General features: G+C 29.5%; 16 protein-coding genes. 8 read left to right on the forward strand and 8 right to left on the reverse strand.

All coding sequences use genetic code 11. The features are described from left to right. Positions 1-247 precede the first annotated feature (247 nt). Entirely contained in the window at positions 248-1,516 is a 1,269-nt protein-coding gene (locus PHEL85_RS13720; protein ID WP_052108591.1) for a hypothetical protein, read from the reverse strand. A gap of 362 nt (positions 1,517-1,878) precedes the next feature. Between PHEL85_RS13720 and gyrB the strand changes: the two genes are divergently transcribed. The 3 genes from gyrB to mdh all read left to right on the forward strand — a co-directional run bounded on the left by gyrB (position 1,879) and on the right by mdh (position 6,102). Then, the gene (gene gyrB / locus PHEL85_RS13725) at positions 1,879-3,813 is read left to right on the forward strand and encodes a DNA topoisomerase (ATP-hydrolyzing) subunit B (protein ID WP_036826469.1); all 1,935 of its coding nucleotides are present in this window, start codon (positions 1,879-1,881) and stop codon (positions 3,811-3,813) included. A gap of 195 nt (positions 3,814-4,008) precedes the next feature. Next, positions 4,009-5,040 (forward strand): DUF6588 family protein, encoded by a 1,032-nt coding sequence (locus tag PHEL85_RS13730; protein ID WP_036826472.1) that lies wholly within the window; start codon positions 4,009-4,011, stop codon positions 5,038-5,040. Positions 5,041-5,175: 135 nt separating this feature from the next. Continuing rightward, positions 5,176-6,102: a malate dehydrogenase gene (gene mdh, locus PHEL85_RS13735; protein WP_036826475.1), complete on the forward strand. Its 927-nt coding sequence runs from the start codon at positions 5,176-5,178 to the stop codon at positions 6,100-6,102. Between the two features lie 62 nt (positions 6,103-6,164). On the opposite strand, the gene PHEL85_RS13740 is transcribed toward mdh, so the two are convergent. After that, entirely contained in the window at positions 6,165-6,584 is a 420-nt protein-coding gene (locus PHEL85_RS13740) for an SRPBCC family protein (protein WP_036826478.1), read from the reverse strand. Between the two features lie 10 nt (positions 6,585-6,594). After that, positions 6,595-8,271, reverse strand: a complete 1,677-nt coding sequence (locus tag PHEL85_RS13745) for a formate--tetrahydrofolate ligase (RefSeq protein ID WP_036826480.1) — start codon at positions 8,269-8,271, stop codon at positions 6,595-6,597. A 166-nt stretch (positions 8,272-8,437) separates the two neighbouring features. Between PHEL85_RS13745 and PHEL85_RS13750 the strand changes: the two genes are divergently transcribed. From PHEL85_RS13750 to obgE, 4 genes are all read left to right on the forward strand, one after another. Beyond that, complete coding sequence (locus PHEL85_RS13750; RefSeq protein WP_036826482.1) at positions 8,438-9,040, forward strand: hypothetical protein; 603 nt, start codon at positions 8,438-8,440, stop codon at positions 9,038-9,040. 154 nt (positions 9,041-9,194) lie between these two features. Next, a complete protein-coding gene (gene secDF / locus PHEL85_RS13755; RefSeq protein ID WP_036826484.1) occupies positions 9,195-12,173 on the forward strand; it encodes a protein translocase subunit SecDF in 2,979 nt (992 codons plus the stop codon). Positions 12,174-12,269: 96 nt separating this feature from the next. Beyond that, positions 12,270-13,388 (forward strand): adenylate kinase, encoded by a 1,119-nt coding sequence (locus PHEL85_RS17685; protein WP_081965156.1) that lies wholly within the window; start codon positions 12,270-12,272, stop codon positions 13,386-13,388. 96 nt (positions 13,389-13,484) lie between these two features. After that, positions 13,485-14,474: a GTPase ObgE gene (gene obgE, locus PHEL85_RS13770; protein WP_036826486.1), complete on the forward strand. Its 990-nt coding sequence runs from the start codon at positions 13,485-13,487 to the stop codon at positions 14,472-14,474. Positions 14,475-14,539: 65 nt separating this feature from the next. Here the strand turns inward: obgE and PHEL85_RS13775 are convergent, their stop codons facing one another. From PHEL85_RS13775 to PHEL85_RS13795, 5 genes are all read right to left on the reverse strand, one after another. Beyond that, entirely contained in the window at positions 14,540-15,016 is a 477-nt protein-coding gene (locus PHEL85_RS13775) for a hypothetical protein (RefSeq protein WP_036826489.1), read from the reverse strand. Further along, on the reverse strand, positions 14,961-15,554 hold the full coding sequence (locus tag PHEL85_RS17430; RefSeq protein ID WP_156109244.1) for an energy transducer TonB: 594 nt from the start codon (positions 15,552-15,554) through the stop codon (positions 14,961-14,963). Before PHEL85_RS17430 ends, PHEL85_RS13775 begins: the two co-directional genes overlap by 56 nt. A 202-nt stretch (positions 15,555-15,756) precedes the next feature. Further along, a complete protein-coding gene (locus PHEL85_RS13785) occupies positions 15,757-17,196 on the reverse strand; it encodes a M56 family metallopeptidase (RefSeq protein ID WP_036826492.1) in 1,440 nt (479 codons plus the stop codon). A gap of 131 nt (positions 17,197-17,327) precedes the next feature. After that, positions 17,328-17,690 carry a BlaI/MecI/CopY family transcriptional regulator gene (locus PHEL85_RS13790; protein ID WP_036826494.1) on the reverse strand — a complete coding sequence of 121 codons (363 nt, stop codon included), beginning with the start codon at positions 17,688-17,690 and terminating at the stop codon, positions 17,328-17,330. A gap of 4 nt (positions 17,691-17,694) precedes the next feature. After that, positions 17,695-18,612 carry a hypothetical protein gene (locus PHEL85_RS13795; RefSeq protein ID WP_036826498.1) on the reverse strand — a complete coding sequence of 306 codons (918 nt, stop codon included), beginning with the start codon at positions 18,610-18,612 and terminating at the stop codon, positions 17,695-17,697. A gap of 154 nt (positions 18,613-18,766) precedes the next feature. Between PHEL85_RS13795 and PHEL85_RS13800 the strand changes: the two genes are divergently transcribed. After that, a complete protein-coding gene (locus PHEL85_RS13800; RefSeq protein WP_036826501.1) occupies positions 18,767-19,267 on the forward strand; it encodes a DUF456 domain-containing protein in 501 nt (166 codons plus the stop codon). The last annotated feature ends 371 nt before the right edge of the window (positions 19,268-19,638 follow it).

A 19,638-nucleotide genomic window follows, 5' to 3' on the forward strand; every position in this document is an offset into this window, starting at 1 on the left:
TTTCGAATTCGGAAGGCTTTATATATTTCTAAACAACAACCTTCCAACCCTAACAATTAGGATTATTGAAATTACGATTGTTATTATTGTTTGTCATTTTTGTTTTATTGCTGACAAATATAGACAGAATATATCTTATAAAAACTTCTTTTTTAAGATTTTGTCTAAGCTTTAAAGTATTCTTAAAAAATCAACTTTATATTATGAATACATTAAAAAATCTCTAAAAAGAAATATTTAATTCAATTTATTTTAAAGATATTTGATATTGCATTACAAACATTCCTTTGTAATCTTTCTGCGTAATTGTTGCAGCATCAAAAATAGGTCTATGTTGATATCCCAAACTTAACTTTCTACCATGTTTACCATCCATTAAAAAGTTAACGGTAAAATCATAAACTGTCATTGTATCATTTAAAACATCCCAATTAGAGCTTTGAACTGCAATATTAGGTTGAATTACCATTGGATAACTTAAAATTTTAGATTTTTTAAAAGCATATCCAAATTGTGTATACCAAGTTGTTCCAGTACCAATCATTGGAAAAGCAACACCAGCTCCATTAAAGTCAGATCCACCTCCAGATGTAGGATTGTTAGCTCCTACATTTCTAATATAATCTTTACCAAAATCATAATCATAGAAACCTAAATATGCAGTAATTGCTCCTTCATTATTTAAAGGCAAGTTTAAAAAAGAATCTACCGCCCAATGGTTCATGTCATACAAATTAGTCCCTGCCAATAAAGCATCTCCATCACTCATCGCTTTTTCTTGAAATTGAAATCCAGCTCCTATGTTAAAAACTTTTTTATCCTGTACATATGTCCCTGTTTGATAAGCAGATTTATTAGACTCATGCTCAAAAAACTGATATTTAACATATGATGAAGTTTTAACTCTTGGTCTGTTATTAGCAAAATCAACTCCACCAGTTGGTATACTAGTTACAGCTATTGGATTTCCAAAACTTATTCTATAATCAATTTTACCTACCTGTCCTTTTGCCCAAACACCAATAACTCGACCAATATCATCTGTTTTATTTACTGTGTTTAAAGAAAAAAGAGGAGAGTCTAATCCCATTAATGTTTTATTAGAACGGACATTCCACCTATTTAAACCTTGCCATCCAGATTTTCCCACACCTACTTCAAAAGCCTTACTGAAAGCATATTCTGCATATAAATCCAAAATTTGCATTGGAAAATTTTTAGATTTAAAACTATGATTATTACCACCTATAATTGAATAAAAATATAGTTTGGGAGTTAACTGAGAAGTAACAGGAATTCTCAACCTTCTTATAGAAACATCGGTATAACTACTTGTAGACTCTCCATTTACCAAAGAACCTTCATTTAAATCTGAGTAACGCATCCATAATTGTGCTCTCACATTCCATTTAATAGTTGGCTTAAACTCTTTCTTTTCTTGTGCATTTACAAACATTGATGACAATAAAATAATTGCTATCAAAAATTTATTCATGTTACTCTGTACTAACTTCATTTTAATCTTATTCTTAAATTAGGTGCAAAACTATGGTGTTCTTATTTTTAATAAAGTGACAAACATCATGTTTCATTATTAAATTTTAACAAGATTGATGCTTTTATATATTTTCTGATAAATTTAAGAACGTAAAATTAAACAATTAAGAAGTTTTATTCATTCTATTTCTTGCGACAAATAAAAAATAATTAAAATCCTTATTTAAAGTCTTTTTTAAGCGATTTAAGACACTTTTAGAATTATTAACAATTTCACTATTTATCAACAAAAATCATTTTAACCTTATGTTTTTATCTATATTTGAGAGGTTGTATTTTTTACAATTATCAAATAAATCCAGAAAATTTAAGACATATATAATGAGCGAAGAAAAAAAGAATTATGATGCTTCCAGTATTCAGGCATTAGAAGGGATGGAACATGTAAGAATGCGCCCTTCTATGTATATTGGAGATGTTGGAGTGCGTGGTTTACACCATTTAGTATATGAGGTTGTAGATAACTCTATTGATGAAGCAATGGGTGGTTATTGTGATACTATTGAAGTTACTATAAATGAAGATAACTCTGTTACAACTAAAGATAACGGTCGTGGAATTCCTGTTGGAATTCACAAAAAAGAAGGCGTTTCTGCATTACAAGTTGTAATGACAAAAATTGGTGCTGGAGGTAAATTTGATAAAGATTCTTATAAAGTTTCTGGTGGTTTACACGGTGTTGGTGTTTCTTGTGTAAATGCACTTTCTGATCTTTTAGTAGCAACAGTTCATAAAGAAGGAAAAATTTGGCAACAAGAATATTCACAAGGAAAAGCATTGTATCCAGTAAAAACAATTGGAGAAACTGATTTTACAGGTACAATTGTTACTTTTTCACCAGACAAAACAATATTCACACAAACTACAGAATATAATTACGAGACTCTTGCGACTCGTATGCGTGAATTAGCGTATTTAAATAAAGGAATTACAATTACTTTAACAGATAGACGTATTACAGATGATGAAGGTAATTTTATTTCTGAAACATTTCATAGTGATGAAGGTTTACCAGAATTCATAAAATATTTAGATTCTACTCGTGAGCAGTTAACAGCGAATATCATCTCTATGGAAGGTGAAAAAAATGGCATTCCTGTAGAAGTTGCCATGGTTTATAATACTTCGTATTCAGAAAATTTACATTCTTATGTAAATAACATTAATACACATGAAGGAGGTACACATTTATCTGGTTTTAGAAGAGGATTAACACATACTCTTAAAAAATATGCAGATGAATCTGGATTATTAAAAAATGTAAAATTCGAAATTGCAGGTGATGATTTTCGTGAAGGATTAACAGCTATTGTTTCTGTAAAAGTTGCAGAACCACAATTTGAAGGACAAACAAAAACAAAATTAGGAAACAGAGAAGTATCTTCTGCAGTATCTCAAGCAGTTTCAGAAATGTTAACTGATTATTTAGAAGAAAACCCTAATGATGCTAAGACTATTGTACAAAAAGTAATTTTAGCAGCAACTGCAAGACACGCAGCACGTAAAGCCAGAGAAATGGTGCAACGTAAAACTGTAATGTCTATTGGTGGTTTACCTGGTAAATTATCTGACTGTTCAGAAACTGATCCTGCTCAATGTGAAATTTTCTTAGTTGAGGGAGATTCTGCAGGTGGAACAGCAAAACAAGGACGTGATAGAAACTTTCAAGCAATTTTACCACTTCGTGGGAAAATTTTGAACGTTGAAAAAGCAATGCAACATAAAGTTTTTGAGAATGAAGAAATCAAAAACATGTTTACAGCTTTAGGTGTTTCTATTGGTACAGAAGAAGATCCAAGAGCTTTAAACTTATCTAAAGTACGTTATCATAAAGTAGTTATTATGTGTGATGCCGATGTGGATGGTTCTCACATTGCTACTTTAATTTTAACATTCTTCTTTAGATATATGAGAGAAATGGTAGAGCAAGGTTATATTTACATTGCAACGCCACCGTTATATTTAGTGAAAAAAGGACAAAAAAGAGAATATGCTTGGGACGATAATCAACGTGATTTAATCGCTCAAAAACTAGGAGGAAACGTAGCTATTCAACGTTATAAAGGTCTTGGAGAGATGAATGCAGAACAACTTTGGGATACAACAATGAATCCTGAGTTTAGAACTTTACGTAAAGTTGTAATTGACAATGCAACCGAAGCAGACAGAGTTTTTTCTATGTTAATGGGAGATGAAGTTCCACCAAGAAGAGATTTTATTGAACGCAATGCAAAGTACGCAAATATTGATGCCTAATCATTCAATTATCTTTAATAATATTTATTTTAAACCCCAACATTTTTGTTGGGGTTTTTATTGAAAAATAATGGGTGTTTACACGGTATTTTTACCAAAACAACAACTTATTCTACAATACTTTAACATATTTTTATATATTAGCCTACACAAACACTAACTTTTAAACAAATATTAACCAAAAACTATTAACAAATGAAAAAGTGTATTTTAATTTTTATAGGTGTATTCGCCTTAACTTTTAACACAAAAGCACAAGAAGGATTTGAAGCTATTCTTCTAGCTGATGCAGCAGATTCTAAAAAATTGATGCAATCTTATTTTGCTCCAGGAATGGAAGGTTTTATCAATGCCATGAACAATGGGTGGTATCATACAGCTAAAGTTCACAAACCTTTTGGTTTTGATTTAGCTATAGGCTTAAGTGGTGCAATGATTCCTACTGAAAAAGAATTATTTAACATTTCTGCCTTAGGATTAACATCTATAACTTCCTCTGCAACAACTGCTTCAACATTTGCTGGACCAAGTAACACTACATCAATGACTGTTAACACAACAATTAATGGGCAAAACGTAACTGCAACTTTTGATTCTCCTGGTGGAATTCTATCTGACTTACCAGCTAAAGCTGTACCTGCTCCTATTGTTCAATTAAGTGTTGGATTACCTTGGAAACTAGAAGGTATGCTTAGATTTGTGCCTGAATTAAGTATTGGTGAAGATGATGGTAAAGTGAAAATGCTCGGTTTAGGTGTTAAAAAAGAAATTACAGATTGGTTTGGTCCAATGGAAAAAACTCCTTTACATGTATCTCTTTTAGCAGCGTATACAACAATGGATGTAAGTTATGGTATTGCTGACCAAAATTCTGGAGAAATTCAAGTTCAAAATGCTTTAACAGAATTTAATTTAAAAGCATTTACTGTTCAGGCAATTGCTTCTTTAAATTTTCCAATTATAAATATATATGGAGGTATAGGATATAATAGTGGTAGCTCTAGTTATGCAATGTCAGGTACTTTTATTGGTGAATTTACTGACACTACAAGTGGGCAAAAAGTTACAAAAAACTTAAGCGTTCCAACTGATTTAGAATTTGATTCAAGTGGGTTTGCAACTACTGTTGGTGCTAGATTAAGCTTAGGATTCTTTAAAATATTTGCAAGTTATGCTTTACAAGATTATAATACTTTCTCAGCTGGAGTTGCATTAAGTATTAGATAAGAAAACAATAAAAATATAACAAAAAAAGACATCTCGTGTAGATGTCTTTTTTTTGTTTTCAAGAAGTTAATCCTTGTGTAATTTTTGTACTTTTGCATTTATCAAATTTGAATATAAATATTAAAAATAAAAGATATGAAAGTTACAGTAGTAGGAGCTGGTGCAGTAGGTGCAAGTTGTGCAGAATATATTGCAATTAAAGATTTTGCTTCAGAAGTTGTTATTTTAGACATTAAAGAAGGTTTTGCAGAAGGTAAAGCAATGGATTTAATGCAAACTGCTTCTTTAAATGGTTTTGACACAAAAATTACAGGAAGCACAAATGATTATACAAAAACAGCTGGTTCTGACGTTTGTGTAATTACTTCTGGTATTCCTCGTAAACCAGGAATGACTCGTGAAGAATTAATTGGAATTAATGCAGGAATTGTAAAAACTGTTTCTTCTAATCTAATTGAACATTCTCCAAATACAATTATTATTGTAGTTTCAAATCCTATGGATACTATGACTTATTTAGTTCATAAAACTACAGGATTACCTAAAAACAGAATTATTGGAATGGGTGGAGCTTTAGATTCTGCTCGTTTTAAATATAGATTAGCAGAAGCTTTAGGAGCTCCTATTTCTGATGTTGATGGAATGGTAATTGGTGGTCATTCTGATAAAGGAATGGTTCCTTTAACAAGATTAGCAACTCGTAACTCTATTCCTGTTTCAGAATTTATTTCTGAAGAAAGATTAGAACAAGTTTTACAAGACACTAAAGTTGGTGGAGCAACATTAACTGGTTTGTTAGGTACTTCTGCTTGGTATGCTCCTGGAGCTGCAGTTTCTGGAATGGTACAAGCAATTGCATGTGATACTAAAAAAATATTCCCTTGTTCAACTTTATTAGAAGGTGAATTTGGTTTAAATGACTTATGTATTGGTGTTCCTGTTGTTTTAGGTAAAAACGGAATTGAAAGCATTGTAGAAATTAATTTAAGTGATGCTGAAAAAGCACATTTACAAGAATCTGCTGTTGGTGTTTCTAAAACAAATGGTTTATTAGAATTATAAAATCAAATTACTATTTAGTAATTTTTAGATATTAAAAATCCAGCTTAATGCTGGATTTTTTTTTATTTCTCTAAATATTCTTTTAACCTGTTTGCAAAATAATTCCATCCACCAAGACAACTTTCTCTTGTAAATTCAGGTATATTTTTAGGCAAACTTTCCAAACCAAAGCAACTAATTGTTAAAATTGATTTACCATCAACATCTTCAATCTCAAAAACAGATAAAGATTCTCCAATAATGTCTTTATAATTCCAAGCATAAGAAATCCTTTCATAAAGCATAACTTCTTTAACCTTCCATTGATGATAAAAATCTCGAGTTGTAGATTTTACATTAAATGAAGTTTCAAAACCGACTTTGGCTTCAAAATCTGGAATTTTTTCAAAAAACCATTTTGTCATTTGATTGACTTCAGTTATTGCTTGCCAAATTTTTTCTTTGGAAGCATTTGTTTCTATTTTAACAACTATTGGAATCATAATTTAAAATTTAAGACAATCCAGAAATCACTCCATTATTATCAATCGTCATATTTTCTGAGGCAGGAATAGATGGCAACCCAGGCATTCGCATCATTTTTCCTAAAATAGGAATCACAAATTGTGCTCCAGAAGCAATTTCTATCTCCCTAACTGTTACAGTAAATCCTTCTGGCCTACCAATTAAAGAAGCGTTATCTGAAAATGACTTCTGAGTTTTTGCCATACAAATTGCAAAATCATCAAAACCTAACCTACTAATTCTTCTTAGATTTAATTGAGCCTTCTTACTATACTCAACATTCTTAGCTCCATAAATTTCTTTCGCAATTATTTCAATTTTATCTTTTATTGGAGATTTCCAATCATACAAAGATTTGTAATGAGTTGCTTTATTTTCAACCACATTTACAACTGCGGTTGCTAAGCTTTTTGTACCTTTTCCTCCATTTCCCCAACCTTCAGATAAAACTGCTTCAACACCTAATTTTGCACATTTTTCAATTACAAAATCAGCTTCTTCCTTCGAATCAGAAATAAATGAATTAATTGCAACTACTGGCTCAATATTAAACTTTCTAATATTCTCTATGTGTTTTTCTAAATTGATAAACCCTTTTGATACTTTTTCTAAATCAGGAATATTATATTCTTCTGGCTTTGCTCCTCCATGATGACGTAAAGCTCTAATAGTAGCAACCAAAACAACACATTTTGGATTTAATTTTGCAAAAGTAGATTTAATGTTTAAAAACTTTTCTGCGCCTAAATCTGCTCCAAAACCAGCTTCTGTAACTACATAATTAGACAATGACAATCCCATTTTAGTTGCAATTATGGTGTTTGTTCCTTGAGCAATATTTGCAAAAGGGCCTCCATGAATAATTGCAGGGTTTTCTTCTAAAGTTTGCACCAAATTTGGCTTTATTGCATCTTTTAGCAAAATTGCCATCGCATTTTCCGCTTTTAAATCTCTAGCAAAGATTGGTTTATTATCAAAAGTAAAACCAATAAAAATATCACCTAAACGTTTTTTTAAGTTTTCTAAATCAGAAGCCATACATAAAATAGCCATAACTTCTGATGCAGGTGTAATGTTAAATCCATCTTGCCTTGGAACTCCATTCATAGTTCCTCCTAAACCAATTGTAATATCGCGTAAAGCTCTATCATTCATATCAATTACACGTTTCCAAAGAATTGTTCTTGGATCAATATTTAAATTATTGGTTTTACTTTGAATATTATTATCAATTAAAGCAGACAACAAATTATTTGCTTTTTCTACAGCGTTAAAATCTCCTGTAAAATGCAAATTGATATCTTCCATAGGAACAACTTGCGAATATCCTCCTCCAGCTGCTCCTCCTTTAATTCCAAAAACGGGTCCTAAAGAGGGTTCTCTTAAAACAACAGTTGCTTGTTTTCCTATTTTATTTAAACCTTCTGTTAAACCAATAGAAACCGTTGTTTTACCTTCTCCTGCGGGAGTTGGAGTTAATGCAGTAACTAAAACTAAATTATTTTTCTTAACTTTTTCATCATCAATTAAAGACAACGGAAGTTTTGCTTTGTATTTTCCATACATTTCTATATCATCTTCATCTACTTTTAATTTTTGAGCAATTTTTTTAATATGAATAAGTGTCTTTGATTGAGCAATTTCAATATCAGATAGATGTGCCATATTTAGATTTTAAAAATTTATTTTTACGAATTTAAACGAATAAATATAATGATTTTTAAGAATCAATAAAATAATATTGTTATTTACTTAAAAAATTACATATAATTAAATTAAATAAGATTAGATATTTCAGAACTATAAAGCAATCTTTTTATATATTTGACACATGAAAGTAAAATGGTACATCAGTACTTTATTCTTACTATTTATTTGTTTTGGAGCATTTCAAGAAGAGGTTACAATCCCTAATCAAGAAATTGTTCTAGAATTTGTTGATGCTAAAATCAATAAAAAAAATATTGAAAATACAATTACTGATGTAAAAGAAAAACTGCTAAAAGTTGGTGTTACTAATATTAAAATTAGTGAAACGCAAAACGGTACTTTAAAAATTTCTTACCATAGTGATTTTCATATCGATAACATTAAAAAAGAGCTTGCTAAAGAGAATGAATTAGTTTTAAATCAGCATTCTGAAAATCAACCAAAAAACAAAGATTCTTCTAATTACAATCTTGATATTTATGAGTTAACAAACGAAACTGATATATCAAATTCAGATTTTAAATTTGTATTTGAGGTTAAGTATAATTCTGATAGATTTACAACTTATAATTATTTTGCTTTTCTTAAAAAAATAGATCAACACAAAGCTGATCAACTTTTTAAAAACACATATAAAACAAACAAAAACAATCCTTTTATAAAGGATCATTCTTCACACAAAGAACCAGAAGTTAGAGCAGGTCCCAAAAAACACTATAGTTAAAAAATGTAATTATTTACATTTTTCTATTACCGCTTAACATCATGAGTTTAAACTCATAATATCAAATAAACAATCAACAAAAATAATTGTCAGGTTTTACGAGAAGCTATATATTTGCTCGTTTTAAAAACCTTGACTCTAAAATAAATATAAAATGCAAAATAAAGGACTTATAAAATTATTTGCAATCCTTTTTGGATTGGTAAGTTTATATCAATTATCATTTACGTTTTTAGCTAATAAAGTTGAAGACAATGCTGTAAGTTATGCAGAAAGCAAAGGATCAGATTCTGATGCAAGACAAAGAGCTACTTTTGAAAGAAAGTACTTAGATAGTGTTGCCAACAAAGACATTATTGATCTAGGTGTTACTAAATACAGCTACAATGATGTTAAAGACAAAGAAATGAATCTTGGTCTTGACTTAAAAGGTGGTATTAATGCAATCCTACAAGTATCTGTAAAAGAAGTTTTAAAAAGTTTATCTAACGATTCTAAAAACGAAGTATTTAATCAAGCATTAACTGCAGCAGATGAAGCTCAGAAAAATGACAATGCTAATTATTTAGATTTGTTTTTTGAAGAGTTTGAAAAAATTGCAGGAGACACTAAATTAAGTGACCCTTCTATTTTTGGAACAAAAGCTTTAAGTGACAAAATTACTTTTAACGAAGATAATACAACTGTAAAAGAAACTTTACAAGATGAAATTAACAGTTCTATTGGTACTGCATTTGAAGTATTAAGAAGTAGAATTGATAAGTTTGGGGTTACACAACCTAACATTCAAAGAATTGGAAATTCTGGAAGAATTCAAATTGAATTACCAGGAGCTAAAGATATTGAGCGTGTTACAAAGTTAATTACTAGTAAAGCAGAATTACAATTCTGGGAAGTTTATACAAATGCAGAAGTACAAAACTTCTTTTTCTCTGCAAACACTAAGGTTGCAGAATTATTAAAAGATACTACTGTTTTAGAAAAAGCCGTAGATTCTACAAAGAAAGATGATATTGATGATTTATTAGGTGAAACTACAGATTCTACAAGTGTAGCTCAAAAAAATCTTTTTACTTACTTTTTTCCTAATGTAGCACAGTCTCAACAACAAATGAGTTCTTTAGTAGGACAAGCTAAAGTTTTAGATACTGCAACCGTAAACGATTTATTAAACAGAAAAGAAGTAAGAGCTTTATTACCTAATGAATTAAAGTACGTTAAGTTTTTATGGGATTACAAATCTAACAAAAGTGCTGATGGTACAACTGAGTTAATTGGTTTATACGCAATTAAAGGTAGTAGAACAGGTAAAGCTACTATTGAAGGTGATGTAATTTTAGATGCTGCTCAAGTATTTGACCAGTTAAACAAACCAGAAGTTAGTATGACTATGAATAGTTCAGGTACTAAACAATGGGCTAAAATGACTACTGAAAATCAAGGTAAATTTGTTGCTGTTGTATTAGATAACTATGTGTATACTGCTCCTTCTGTTAATTTACCTATTACAGGTGGTAGAACTTCTATTTCTGGTGGAAGTATGACAATTGCAGAAGCTGAAGATATTTCTACTGTTTTAAAAGCAGGTAAATTACCAGCTGCTGCTAGAATTATTCAAGCAGAAGTTGTTGGACCATCATTAGGTCAAGAAGCAATTGATGCGAGTTTCTTATCTTTTGGATTAGCAATTTTATTAGTTTTACTTTGGATGATTTTATACTATGGTAAAGCAGGTTTATATGCAGATGTTGCCTTAGTAGTAAACATCTTATTCATCTTCGGAATTTTAGCTTCATTTAATGCTGTGTTAACATTACCTGGTATTGCAGGTATTATATTAACAATTGGTATGTCTGTTGATGCAAACGTTATTATCTTCGAAAGAATTAAAGAAGGATTATTCAAAAAGAAAGGATTAAAACAATCTGTAGAAGAAGGATTCTCTGTAAAAGGAGCTTTGTCTGCAATTATTGATGCAAACATTACTACCTTATTAACAGGTATTATTTTATATGTTTTTGGTACAGGACCAATTAAAGGTTTTGCATTAACATTAATGATTGGTATTGCTACTTCTTTATTTACAGCTGTATTTATTACTCGTTTGTTAATTGACAGATCTGTAAACAAAGGAAATAACTTAACATTTAATACTTCTATCTCTAAAGGGTGGTTCCAAAATATAAATGTAGAGTTCTTAAAGAAACGTAAAATTGCTTATGTAATTTCTGGTGCTATTATTGTTGCTGGTATTGTTTCTATTTTCTCTATTGGATTAAAACAAGGAGTTGACTTTAAAGGTGGACGTTCTTATGTAGTTCGTTTTGATCAAGCAATGAGCGCAACAGATGTTGCAGGAACTTTAAAAGATGCTTTTGGTACTGCTCCAGAAGTTAAAACTTATGGTTCTGATCATCAATTAAAAATTACAACAGTTTATAAAATTGACGAAGAAGGTACAGAAGTAGATGACCAAGTGCAAAGTGCTTTATATACAGGATTAAAATCTTATTTAGGAGATACTACTTATGAAAACTTTAAACCAGGTTTCGAAAAAGAAGGAGCAGGCGTAATGAGTTATATGAAAGTAGAACCAACAATTGCAGATGATATTAAAACATCAGCACTATATGCAGTTTTAGGTTCTTTACTAATAGTTTTCTTATACATTTTATTACGTTTTAGAAAAATATCATTCTCTATTGGTGCTGTAGTAGCAGTTTTCCATGATGTATTAATTGTATTAGGTGTATTCTCTATTACTTATAGTTTTATGCCTTTTGATATGGAAATTGGTCAATCTTTTATTGCAGCAATTCTTACTGTGGTTGGTTATTCTCTGAATGATACCGTGGTAATTTTTGATAGAATTAGAGAGTTTACAGGCATACATACTAACTGGAAATATAGTGAGGTTGTAGATAAAGCATTAAGCTCTACTTTAGGTAGAACAATAAATACCTCTTTAACAACTTTATTAGTAATGTTAGCCATCTTCTTATTTGGAGGAGATTCAATTAAAGGATTTATGTTTGCTTTAATTGTGGGTGTAGCAGTTGGTACGTATTCATCATTATTTGTGGCAACACCAATTATGTATGATACTTCTAAAAAAGAAGAAAAGAATAAATAATTTTATTTAAAAATAATTTGAAACCGTTTTTAATGCCTGACTTTCAGATTAAAAACGGTTTTTTCATTAAACATATACTATTATATTTGCAATCTGATGAGCATAATTAAACTTCAAGACCTTTATTTTAAACCTTATATTAATGAGGCAGAAATTGCTACAATTGTTAAACAATTAGCATTACAAGTAAAAGCAGATTTACCAAAAGAAGAAGTTCCTATTTTTGTGGGAATTTTAAATGGATGTTTCTTATTTGCAGCAGATTTTATTAGAGAATTTAATGGAGATTGTGAAGTTTCATTTGTAAAATTAGCTTCTTATAGCGGTACTTCTTCAACCGAAAACGTAAAACATTTGGTTGGTATTAATGAAGATTTAACAGGAAGAACTGTAATTATATTAGAAGATATTATTGATACTGGAAACACGCTTCAGGAAATTTATAATATCTTTAGAGATAAAAATTTAAAACAACTAAAAGTTGCGACGTTATTTTTTAAACCAGATGTATTTAAAAAAGAATTGCCAATTGATTATATCGGAAAAAGTATTGAAGATAAATTTATTGTTGGTTACGGATTAGATTATAATGGTTTAGGTAGAAATTACCCAGCAATATATCAACTATCAACACAACCGAAAATGAAAAACATAGTATTATTTGGCCCTCCAGGAGCCGGAAAAGGAACACAAGCAGAATTCTTAAAAGACATGTACAACTTAGTGCATATTTCTACAGGAGACGTGTTTCGTTTCAATATTAAAAACCAAACTGAACTTGGTTTATTAGCTAAAAAATACATGGATGAAGGAGATTTAGTTCCAGATGAAGTAACGATTAATATGCTAAAAGCAGAAGTAAATAAAAATGCTGATGCTAATGGTTTTATTTTTGATGGTTTTCCAAGAACACAATCTCAGGCAGAAGCTTTAGATGCTTTTTTAGCTGAAAAAGGAGAACAAATAAATGGAATGGTAGCTTTAGAAGTTCCAGAAGATGTTTTAGTAACTCGTTTATTAGAAAGAGGGAAAACTAGCGGAAGAACAGATGATACTGATGAAAGTAAAATCAGAAATCGTTTTAACGAATACAATACAAAAACTGCAATTTTAAAAGACTTTTTTGATGAGCAGCAAAAATACTATGGAATTAATGGTGTAGGGTCTATTGAAGACATTACACAACGTATTGCAACAGTATTTGATACACTATAAAACGTGTAACTGTGTAAATGTTTAATTGTGTAAACTTTTAAATACTATTCACAGAATAATTACACAGACAAACAATTACACGATTAAACAACAATAATGACTGAAGGAAATTTTGTCGATTACATAAAAATATATGCTTCTTCTGGTAAAGGCGGACAAGGTTCTATGCATTTACATAGAGAAAAGTTTATTACCAAAGGTGGACCTGATGGTGGAGATGGAGGACGTGGAGGACACATCATTTTACGTGGTGATAAAAATATGTGGACATTATTTCACTTAAAGTTTAAACGTCATTTTAGAGCAGAAAGTGGTGGTGGTGGAAGTGCTAGTAGAAGTTCTGGTGCAGATGCAGATGATATTTATATTGACGTTCCTTTAGGAACTATTATTAAAGATGCAGATACTGATGAAGTAATTGTAGAAATTACTGAAGACCAAAAAGAAGTTATTTTATTACGTGGTGGAAAAGGTGGACTTGGAAACTGGAATTTTAAATCTTCTACAAATCAAACACCAAGGTACGCACAACCAGGAATGGAAGGTTTTGATGGTTGGTTTAGATTGGAATTAAAGTTATTAGCTGATGTTGGTTTGGTTGGTTTCCCTAATGCAGGAAAATCTACTTTATTATCTGTTTTAACAGCTGCAAAACCAAAAATTGCAGATTATGCTTTTACAACTTTAAAACCCAACTTAGGAATTGTAGAACACAGAAATCATAAAACATTTGTAATTGCAGATATTCCTGGAATTATTGAAGGTGCTGCAGAAGGAAAAGGTTTAGGACATCGTTTTTTACGTCATATTGAGCGTAATTCTGCGCTATTATTCTTAATTCCTGCTGATAGTGATGACATTAACAAAGAATATGAAATTCTTTTAAATGAACTTAAAAAACACAATCCTGAGTTGTTAGATAAAGCTAGATTATTAGCTATTTCTAAATCTGATATGTTGGATGATGAATTACAAGAAGAAATTAAAGCTGAATTGCCAGAAGGTGTTGAAGCTTTATTTATCTCTTCTGTTACTCAAAAAGGTTTGCAAGAATTAAAAGACAAACTTTGGGAAATGCTGAATTAGTGAATAATTAGCTTTAAAACAAAAAATAATAGATCAAAAACTCAAACAAATTCTGTTTGAGTTTTTTATTCTTTTAATTGTATTCTAATTGGTAACTGATACTTTGTAGTAACAGGAATTCCTCTCTTATTTGCAGGAAATATTTGAGGTAAATTTTGAACGCTAACTTTTAGCAAACTATCTAATTGAGGCAATTCTTTTTTTATGTTATTTGAAGACTGAATAGAATCCAAAATAAAAATCCCTTTAGAATTAATTAGCAAATCAACATAAATAATTTCGTCTATTGAATCTTTAATCGTAAATAAATTCTTTTGCAACTCCTCTCCTATTTTTTGATGAATTGTATTTCTAAAACAATCAGATTTTTTTGTTTTATCAATAATAGAATCACAAGGTTTAAATGAAGGAAAAGTATCTACGGAAGAGAAATCTACAATAGTATCTAAAACTTGAATATTTTTGTTTTTTGATAAAGAAATTTTATCACACGAAGTGATAAAAAATATAATTAATAAAAAAGAAAAAATACGTTGAAACATGAAAACCTAATAATAAGTGAAAATAGTAAATTAAAAGATTAGTTTTTGTTTTTTTATCCATTCTTTCTTTTTTCCTTCTCGCTTTTTTTTGTGATTTTGTTTCTTCTACTAAAATTGTAAAAGGTATTGAATATTTTACAGCAACATTTTCTCCTTTTACTTTACCTGCAATCATTTTAGGTGATAAATTCATAACTCTCTTAACCTCCTCTTTTAATTTTGGATGCGGTGCTCTTACAACAACATTCACAACGTCTCCAGAAGCAGTTATTTTAAAACCTATAAAAACTCTATACTTTCCTTCTTTAAGAAGTAATTGATTAGGTAAATCTGAATCAAAGTTCTCAATAAATAATCTTTGAATACCTTGACTAAAGCAATTTTTTAAATCTTGTTTACTTCCTTTACACCCAGGATAAACAGGCACCTCATCAATAATCAAAAAAGAAACTTCTTTTTCGGCTTTCTTATCCTGAGAAGAGACCGTTAAATTAAAGGACAGAAATACAATTATAAAAAAACAAAACTTTTGCAGCATTTTTAACAAGTTAAATAAATATTATTAATACGTGAAATTACAAAACTTTAATGACTTCTGTTCTAAACTTTTTACCTCAAAATACAACTCATTTTTTAGATATTTAAAAAGCTGTTTTTAACAACAAAAAGGTCGAAGTTTGCGCTTCGACTTTTAATATTGCAAATAATAATACAAGTAAAATTTTCTTTTTCATAAAAATCTATTTGGTTTTATCTATATGCAAAGTAAATGGAATTGAATACTTTACAGCTACTTTGTTACCATTATCTTCTCCCGGAATCATTTTTGGTAATGTACTCATAACTCTTATAACTTCTGCTTTAAGTTTTGGGTGTGGTGCTCTTGCTTTTATTTGTACAACTTTACCTTCTTTATCAATTTTAAAAGCGATAAAAACTCTTTTCTTGCCTGTTTCTAAACCCAATTGGTTAGGTAAATCTGCATTAAAATTTTTACCAAAATGCATTTGTACCATTTTAGAAAAACAATATTTATCTCCTGTTTCGCAACCGGGAAAAGTTGGTGCTTTATCTATTGTCATAAATGAAACTGAACCATCTGAATTTATTCTTTCTTCACCACTCTCAGATAGTTTTTTTTCATATAGTTTTCTCTTAACAAACTCATTCATCTTTTCATTAAGTTCGCTTTCCTTATTTAATATAGTTATAGAATCTTTTAGTTTTTTATTAGCTAGAATAGCAGCTTCCAACTCTAAATTTTTAACTTTTAAGTTATTTTGTGCAAGTCTTTCTGATTCTGTAAGTTTATTAACAGTTGCTTTTGAAGCACAAGAAGTATAAAATAGCATACACACTAATACAGGAATCAATACTAAATACTTTAACTGATTCATTTTTTTGGATTGATTTTTCTTCATCATAATAATTCTTTTTTTAATTAATGTTTGTTTGTAAAATTGGTTGACAAACGCAATGTTTTCAACCTGAAAAAAGTTGGATAGCAAATTATTTATATAGATTTCTCTGGTTTCTGATTTTGTAGCAATATCATCAGAAATGTATTCGTGTATTAAAGTGATTCTTTTTTGATAAAAGAAAATCATAGGATTAAACCACATGACAATTTTTAAAAATTCAAAGAACAATAAATCTAACGAATGTTTTTGTTTACTGTGTACTAACTCATGTGCTATAATTTGTTCTTGTTGGTTTTTAGGGATTTCTTTTCCTAAAAATATATAATTGAAAAACGAAAATGCTTTGGTTTGTTTAGGTATAAAAACTAAAGTAAATTGTTGTTTCTTATCAACTTCATATTTTCTAATTAATGTGGCTATTTTAAATAATTTGACTAGAAATAGTATGGTAAAAATACTTACGCCAATCCAAAATAAAATGCTTAGATAATTGACTACAGAAACTGATTGATAAATTTCTGTTTGCTGAATTACTTTTTCTGGTGATAAAACAATTTCTGGTAAATAAATAATAAACTCTTCTGGAACTGCTTTTTGAAACGTCGGAATTTTAATAAATGGTAAAATGAAAGATAAAACTGGTGTACTTATTAAATACCATCTGTTTTTAGCAAAAAAAGTTTCTTTACTAAGGAAGAAATCATAAATAGCCAAGAATAACACTTGGAATAAAATTACTTGTAGAATATAATTTATCATATTTTTTATTTTTATTTTAGATTTGTCATTTCGACCTTGTGGAGAAATCTCAATTTAAAAGATTTCTCAATTTCACTACGTTTCATTCGAAATGACAAGGTTTTACGAAAACTACAACTGCAAACTGCTTACTAATTTTTCTTATTTACTTCTTTTAAAATTGATTCCAATTCAGAAACATCCATTTTGTTCTCTTTTACAAAAAAGGAAACCATGCTTTTAAAAGAACCATCAAAATAACCATTCATTAATTTATGTAAACTTTGGTTACTATACGCTTCTTTTTCTATAATAGGAAAATACACAAACCCTCTCCCAACAGGTTTATGATTTACAAATTCTTTAGTTTCTAAAATTCTAATAATAGTAGAAACTGTGTTGTATGCAGGTTTAGGTTTTGGTAATTTATCAATTACTTCTTTTACAGACGCTTCTTCTAGAGTCCATAAAACTTGCATTATTTGTTCTTCTGCTTTTGTTAATTGTTTGCTCATAATTTTATTTTTTACTTAACCAATATATTAGGTTTCTTATAAACTCAATATTATTTGGTGCTTGTTCAGAATGAAATCCAAACTTATAGGTTCCTGAATTATTAGTAACAGTTTGTGCTGTAAACATTGCAGCTTCTCCAAAAACTGCTAATTTTCCTTTTCCAAAATTTAAGATTGCCCCTTGAAAACTATCTTTTAAATCTGTATTTGGTGTATTCTCTAAAAATTGCCAAGCAACTTCTGGTGCTAAACAACAATCTCCCTTTTTAAATTTTAAAATTCCTTTTGCTTTTTTAGGAATAGAAAAAGAAGAGCCTGTAAATGTTGTTATTTCATCTAATTTTTCACCCAAAAAGCCATTGGTTATATTTGTATTTAATAAACGTTTATTTGATATTGAAAAAACATCTGGCGAATTTTCTACTTCTTTATTTAGATATGCAAAACCATCACAAAAACTAAATCCAAAAGCATTAGCTAAACCATTACTTGCTCCAGAAAAAGGCATATGATCTGCAATTAACAAAAGTTTACCTCCATTTTTCACCCATTCTTTTAAATATAGAATTTCATCTTTTGTAAATGCTTGGTGAATAGGTTTCCTCCAATTTCGTAAATTATTTACATGAATTGGGTTAGCAATAACTAATATATCTTCATTTTTTAACTTTTTTAAATTAATAATACTATCAACTTTATATCCATCAGAAATTAACAAATCAGAAAACGGTTTAAATCTACCTGATTTTTGATGAAAATTTTGATGGCTTTGATCTATATAAAGGTTTGGTCCTTTACCCTTTTGAAATCTTGGTTTACTAATTTTCGGAATTTCTACCACATCTGCTCTTTGTTGAGAAAAGCCTACGATTGAGATAAAAAACACTATTAATATCACTATTTGATATACTAATTTATTCATGATAGGAATTTTAATCACACAAATATAACTAAAAAATTAGTTTAAACTAATTTTTTAGTTGAATATATTTGTAACAAACAATTCAATTTTTCGTCTTATATTTAAAAAACTGGCGCGATTATTGACTTTAAGCTAGTATAATTATTAAAAAACAATGGATATATTTTTATTACTCTTAGGCTTCGTATTTGTTTGTCTAGGAATTATTGGCTCTTTTTTACCCGTTTTACCTGGACCATTAACAAGTTGGTTTGGTTTATTGCTATTACATACAACCAAAATTATTCCGATGGATTGGACTTTTTTAGGAGTCACTCTAGGATTAGCAGTTCTAATTTGGATTCTCGATTATTTTATACCTGCAATGGGAACAAAACGTTTTGGCGGAACTAAATATGGCGTTTATGGAACCATAATTGGTTTAATTGTTGGTTTGCTCTCTCCTATTCCTTTTGGAATGTTAATTGGTGCTTTTTTGGGTGCATTTATAGGTGAAATGCTATTTGACAGTAAAGACACAAATAGAGCAATTAAAGCTTCCTTTGGTGCATTTTTAGGCTTTTTAGCTTCAGCAACTATTAAATTTTCTATAGCTGCCGTGTATTTTGTGCTATTTATCATTCAGTTTTGGGAATATAAAAGTGTTTTCTTTTAGAAGCTATTTCCTGCTTTCACTACTCGCTTTTTTTTATGCTGAATTTATTTCAGCATAAAAAAAGAGCTCAAACAGACCGTTCAATCAGGGCTAAAACTGTTTGCCAACTTATCACAACTTTAATATACTAACTGATTTTTTAAATACTTTTTAGGGGTTCTTGCCTGCGCAGAAATGACAAGCAATTAATAAATTATAAGATTTACAAAAAAACAACAAACAAGTCTAGCCCTGATTGAAACGACATCCTTTTTACTGTCAGTTCGAGTGAATTTGTGAAGAATGAGTAAATTTGTATCGAGAACAGTAGTAAAAAGATACAGTGTAAAGCAGGAAATAGCTTCAAAAAAAAAGTAAAATAAAATCCTGAA

This window comes from Polaribacter sp. Hel1_85 (assembly GCF_000766795.1).
In the GTDB taxonomy this organism is placed as follows: Bacteria; Bacteroidota; Bacteroidia; order Flavobacteriales; family Flavobacteriaceae; genus Polaribacter.

Bases quoted from the DNA above. Each gene is read 5' to 3' on its own strand.
- PHEL85_RS13720 (WP_052108591.1), bottom strand. From the start codon at position 1,516: ATGAAGTTAGTACAGAGTAACATGAATAAATTTTTGATAGCAATTATT.
- gyrB (WP_036826469.1), top strand. From the start codon at position 1,879: ATGAGCGAAGAAAAAAAGAATTATGATGCTTCCAGTATTCAGGCATTA.
- PHEL85_RS13730 (WP_036826472.1), top strand. From the start codon at position 4,009: ATGAAAAAGTGTATTTTAATTTTTATAGGTGTATTCGCCTTAACTTTT.
- mdh (WP_036826475.1), top strand. From the start codon at position 5,176: ATGAAAGTTACAGTAGTAGGAGCTGGTGCAGTAGGTGCAAGTTGTGCA.
- PHEL85_RS13740 (WP_036826478.1), bottom strand. From the start codon at position 6,584: ATGATTCCAATAGTTGTTAAAATAGAAACAAATGCTTCCAAAGAAAAA.
- PHEL85_RS13745 (WP_036826480.1), bottom strand. From the start codon at position 8,271: ATGGCACATCTATCTGATATTGAAATTGCTCAATCAAAGACACTTATT.
- PHEL85_RS13750 (WP_036826482.1), top strand. From the start codon at position 8,438: ATGAAAGTAAAATGGTACATCAGTACTTTATTCTTACTATTTATTTGT.
- secDF (WP_036826484.1), top strand. From the start codon at position 9,195: ATGCAAAATAAAGGACTTATAAAATTATTTGCAATCCTTTTTGGATTG.
- PHEL85_RS17685 (WP_081965156.1), top strand. From the start codon at position 12,270: ATGAGCATAATTAAACTTCAAGACCTTTATTTTAAACCTTATATTAAT.
- obgE (WP_036826486.1), top strand. From the start codon at position 13,485: ATGACTGAAGGAAATTTTGTCGATTACATAAAAATATATGCTTCTTCT.
- PHEL85_RS13775 (WP_036826489.1), bottom strand. From the start codon at position 15,016: ATGTTTCAACGTATTTTTTCTTTTTTATTAATTATATTTTTTATCACT.
- PHEL85_RS17430 (WP_156109244.1), bottom strand. From the start codon at position 15,554: ATGCTGCAAAAGTTTTGTTTTTTTATAATTGTATTTCTGTCCTTTAAT.
- PHEL85_RS13785 (WP_036826492.1), bottom strand. From the start codon at position 17,196: ATGATAAATTATATTCTACAAGTAATTTTATTCCAAGTGTTATTCTTG.
- PHEL85_RS13790 (WP_036826494.1), bottom strand. From the start codon at position 17,690: ATGAGCAAACAATTAACAAAAGCAGAAGAACAAATAATGCAAGTTTTA.
- PHEL85_RS13795 (WP_036826498.1), bottom strand. From the start codon at position 18,612: ATGAATAAATTAGTATATCAAATAGTGATATTAATAGTGTTTTTTATC.
- PHEL85_RS13800 (WP_036826501.1), top strand. From the start codon at position 18,767: ATGGATATATTTTTATTACTCTTAGGCTTCGTATTTGTTTGTCTAGGA.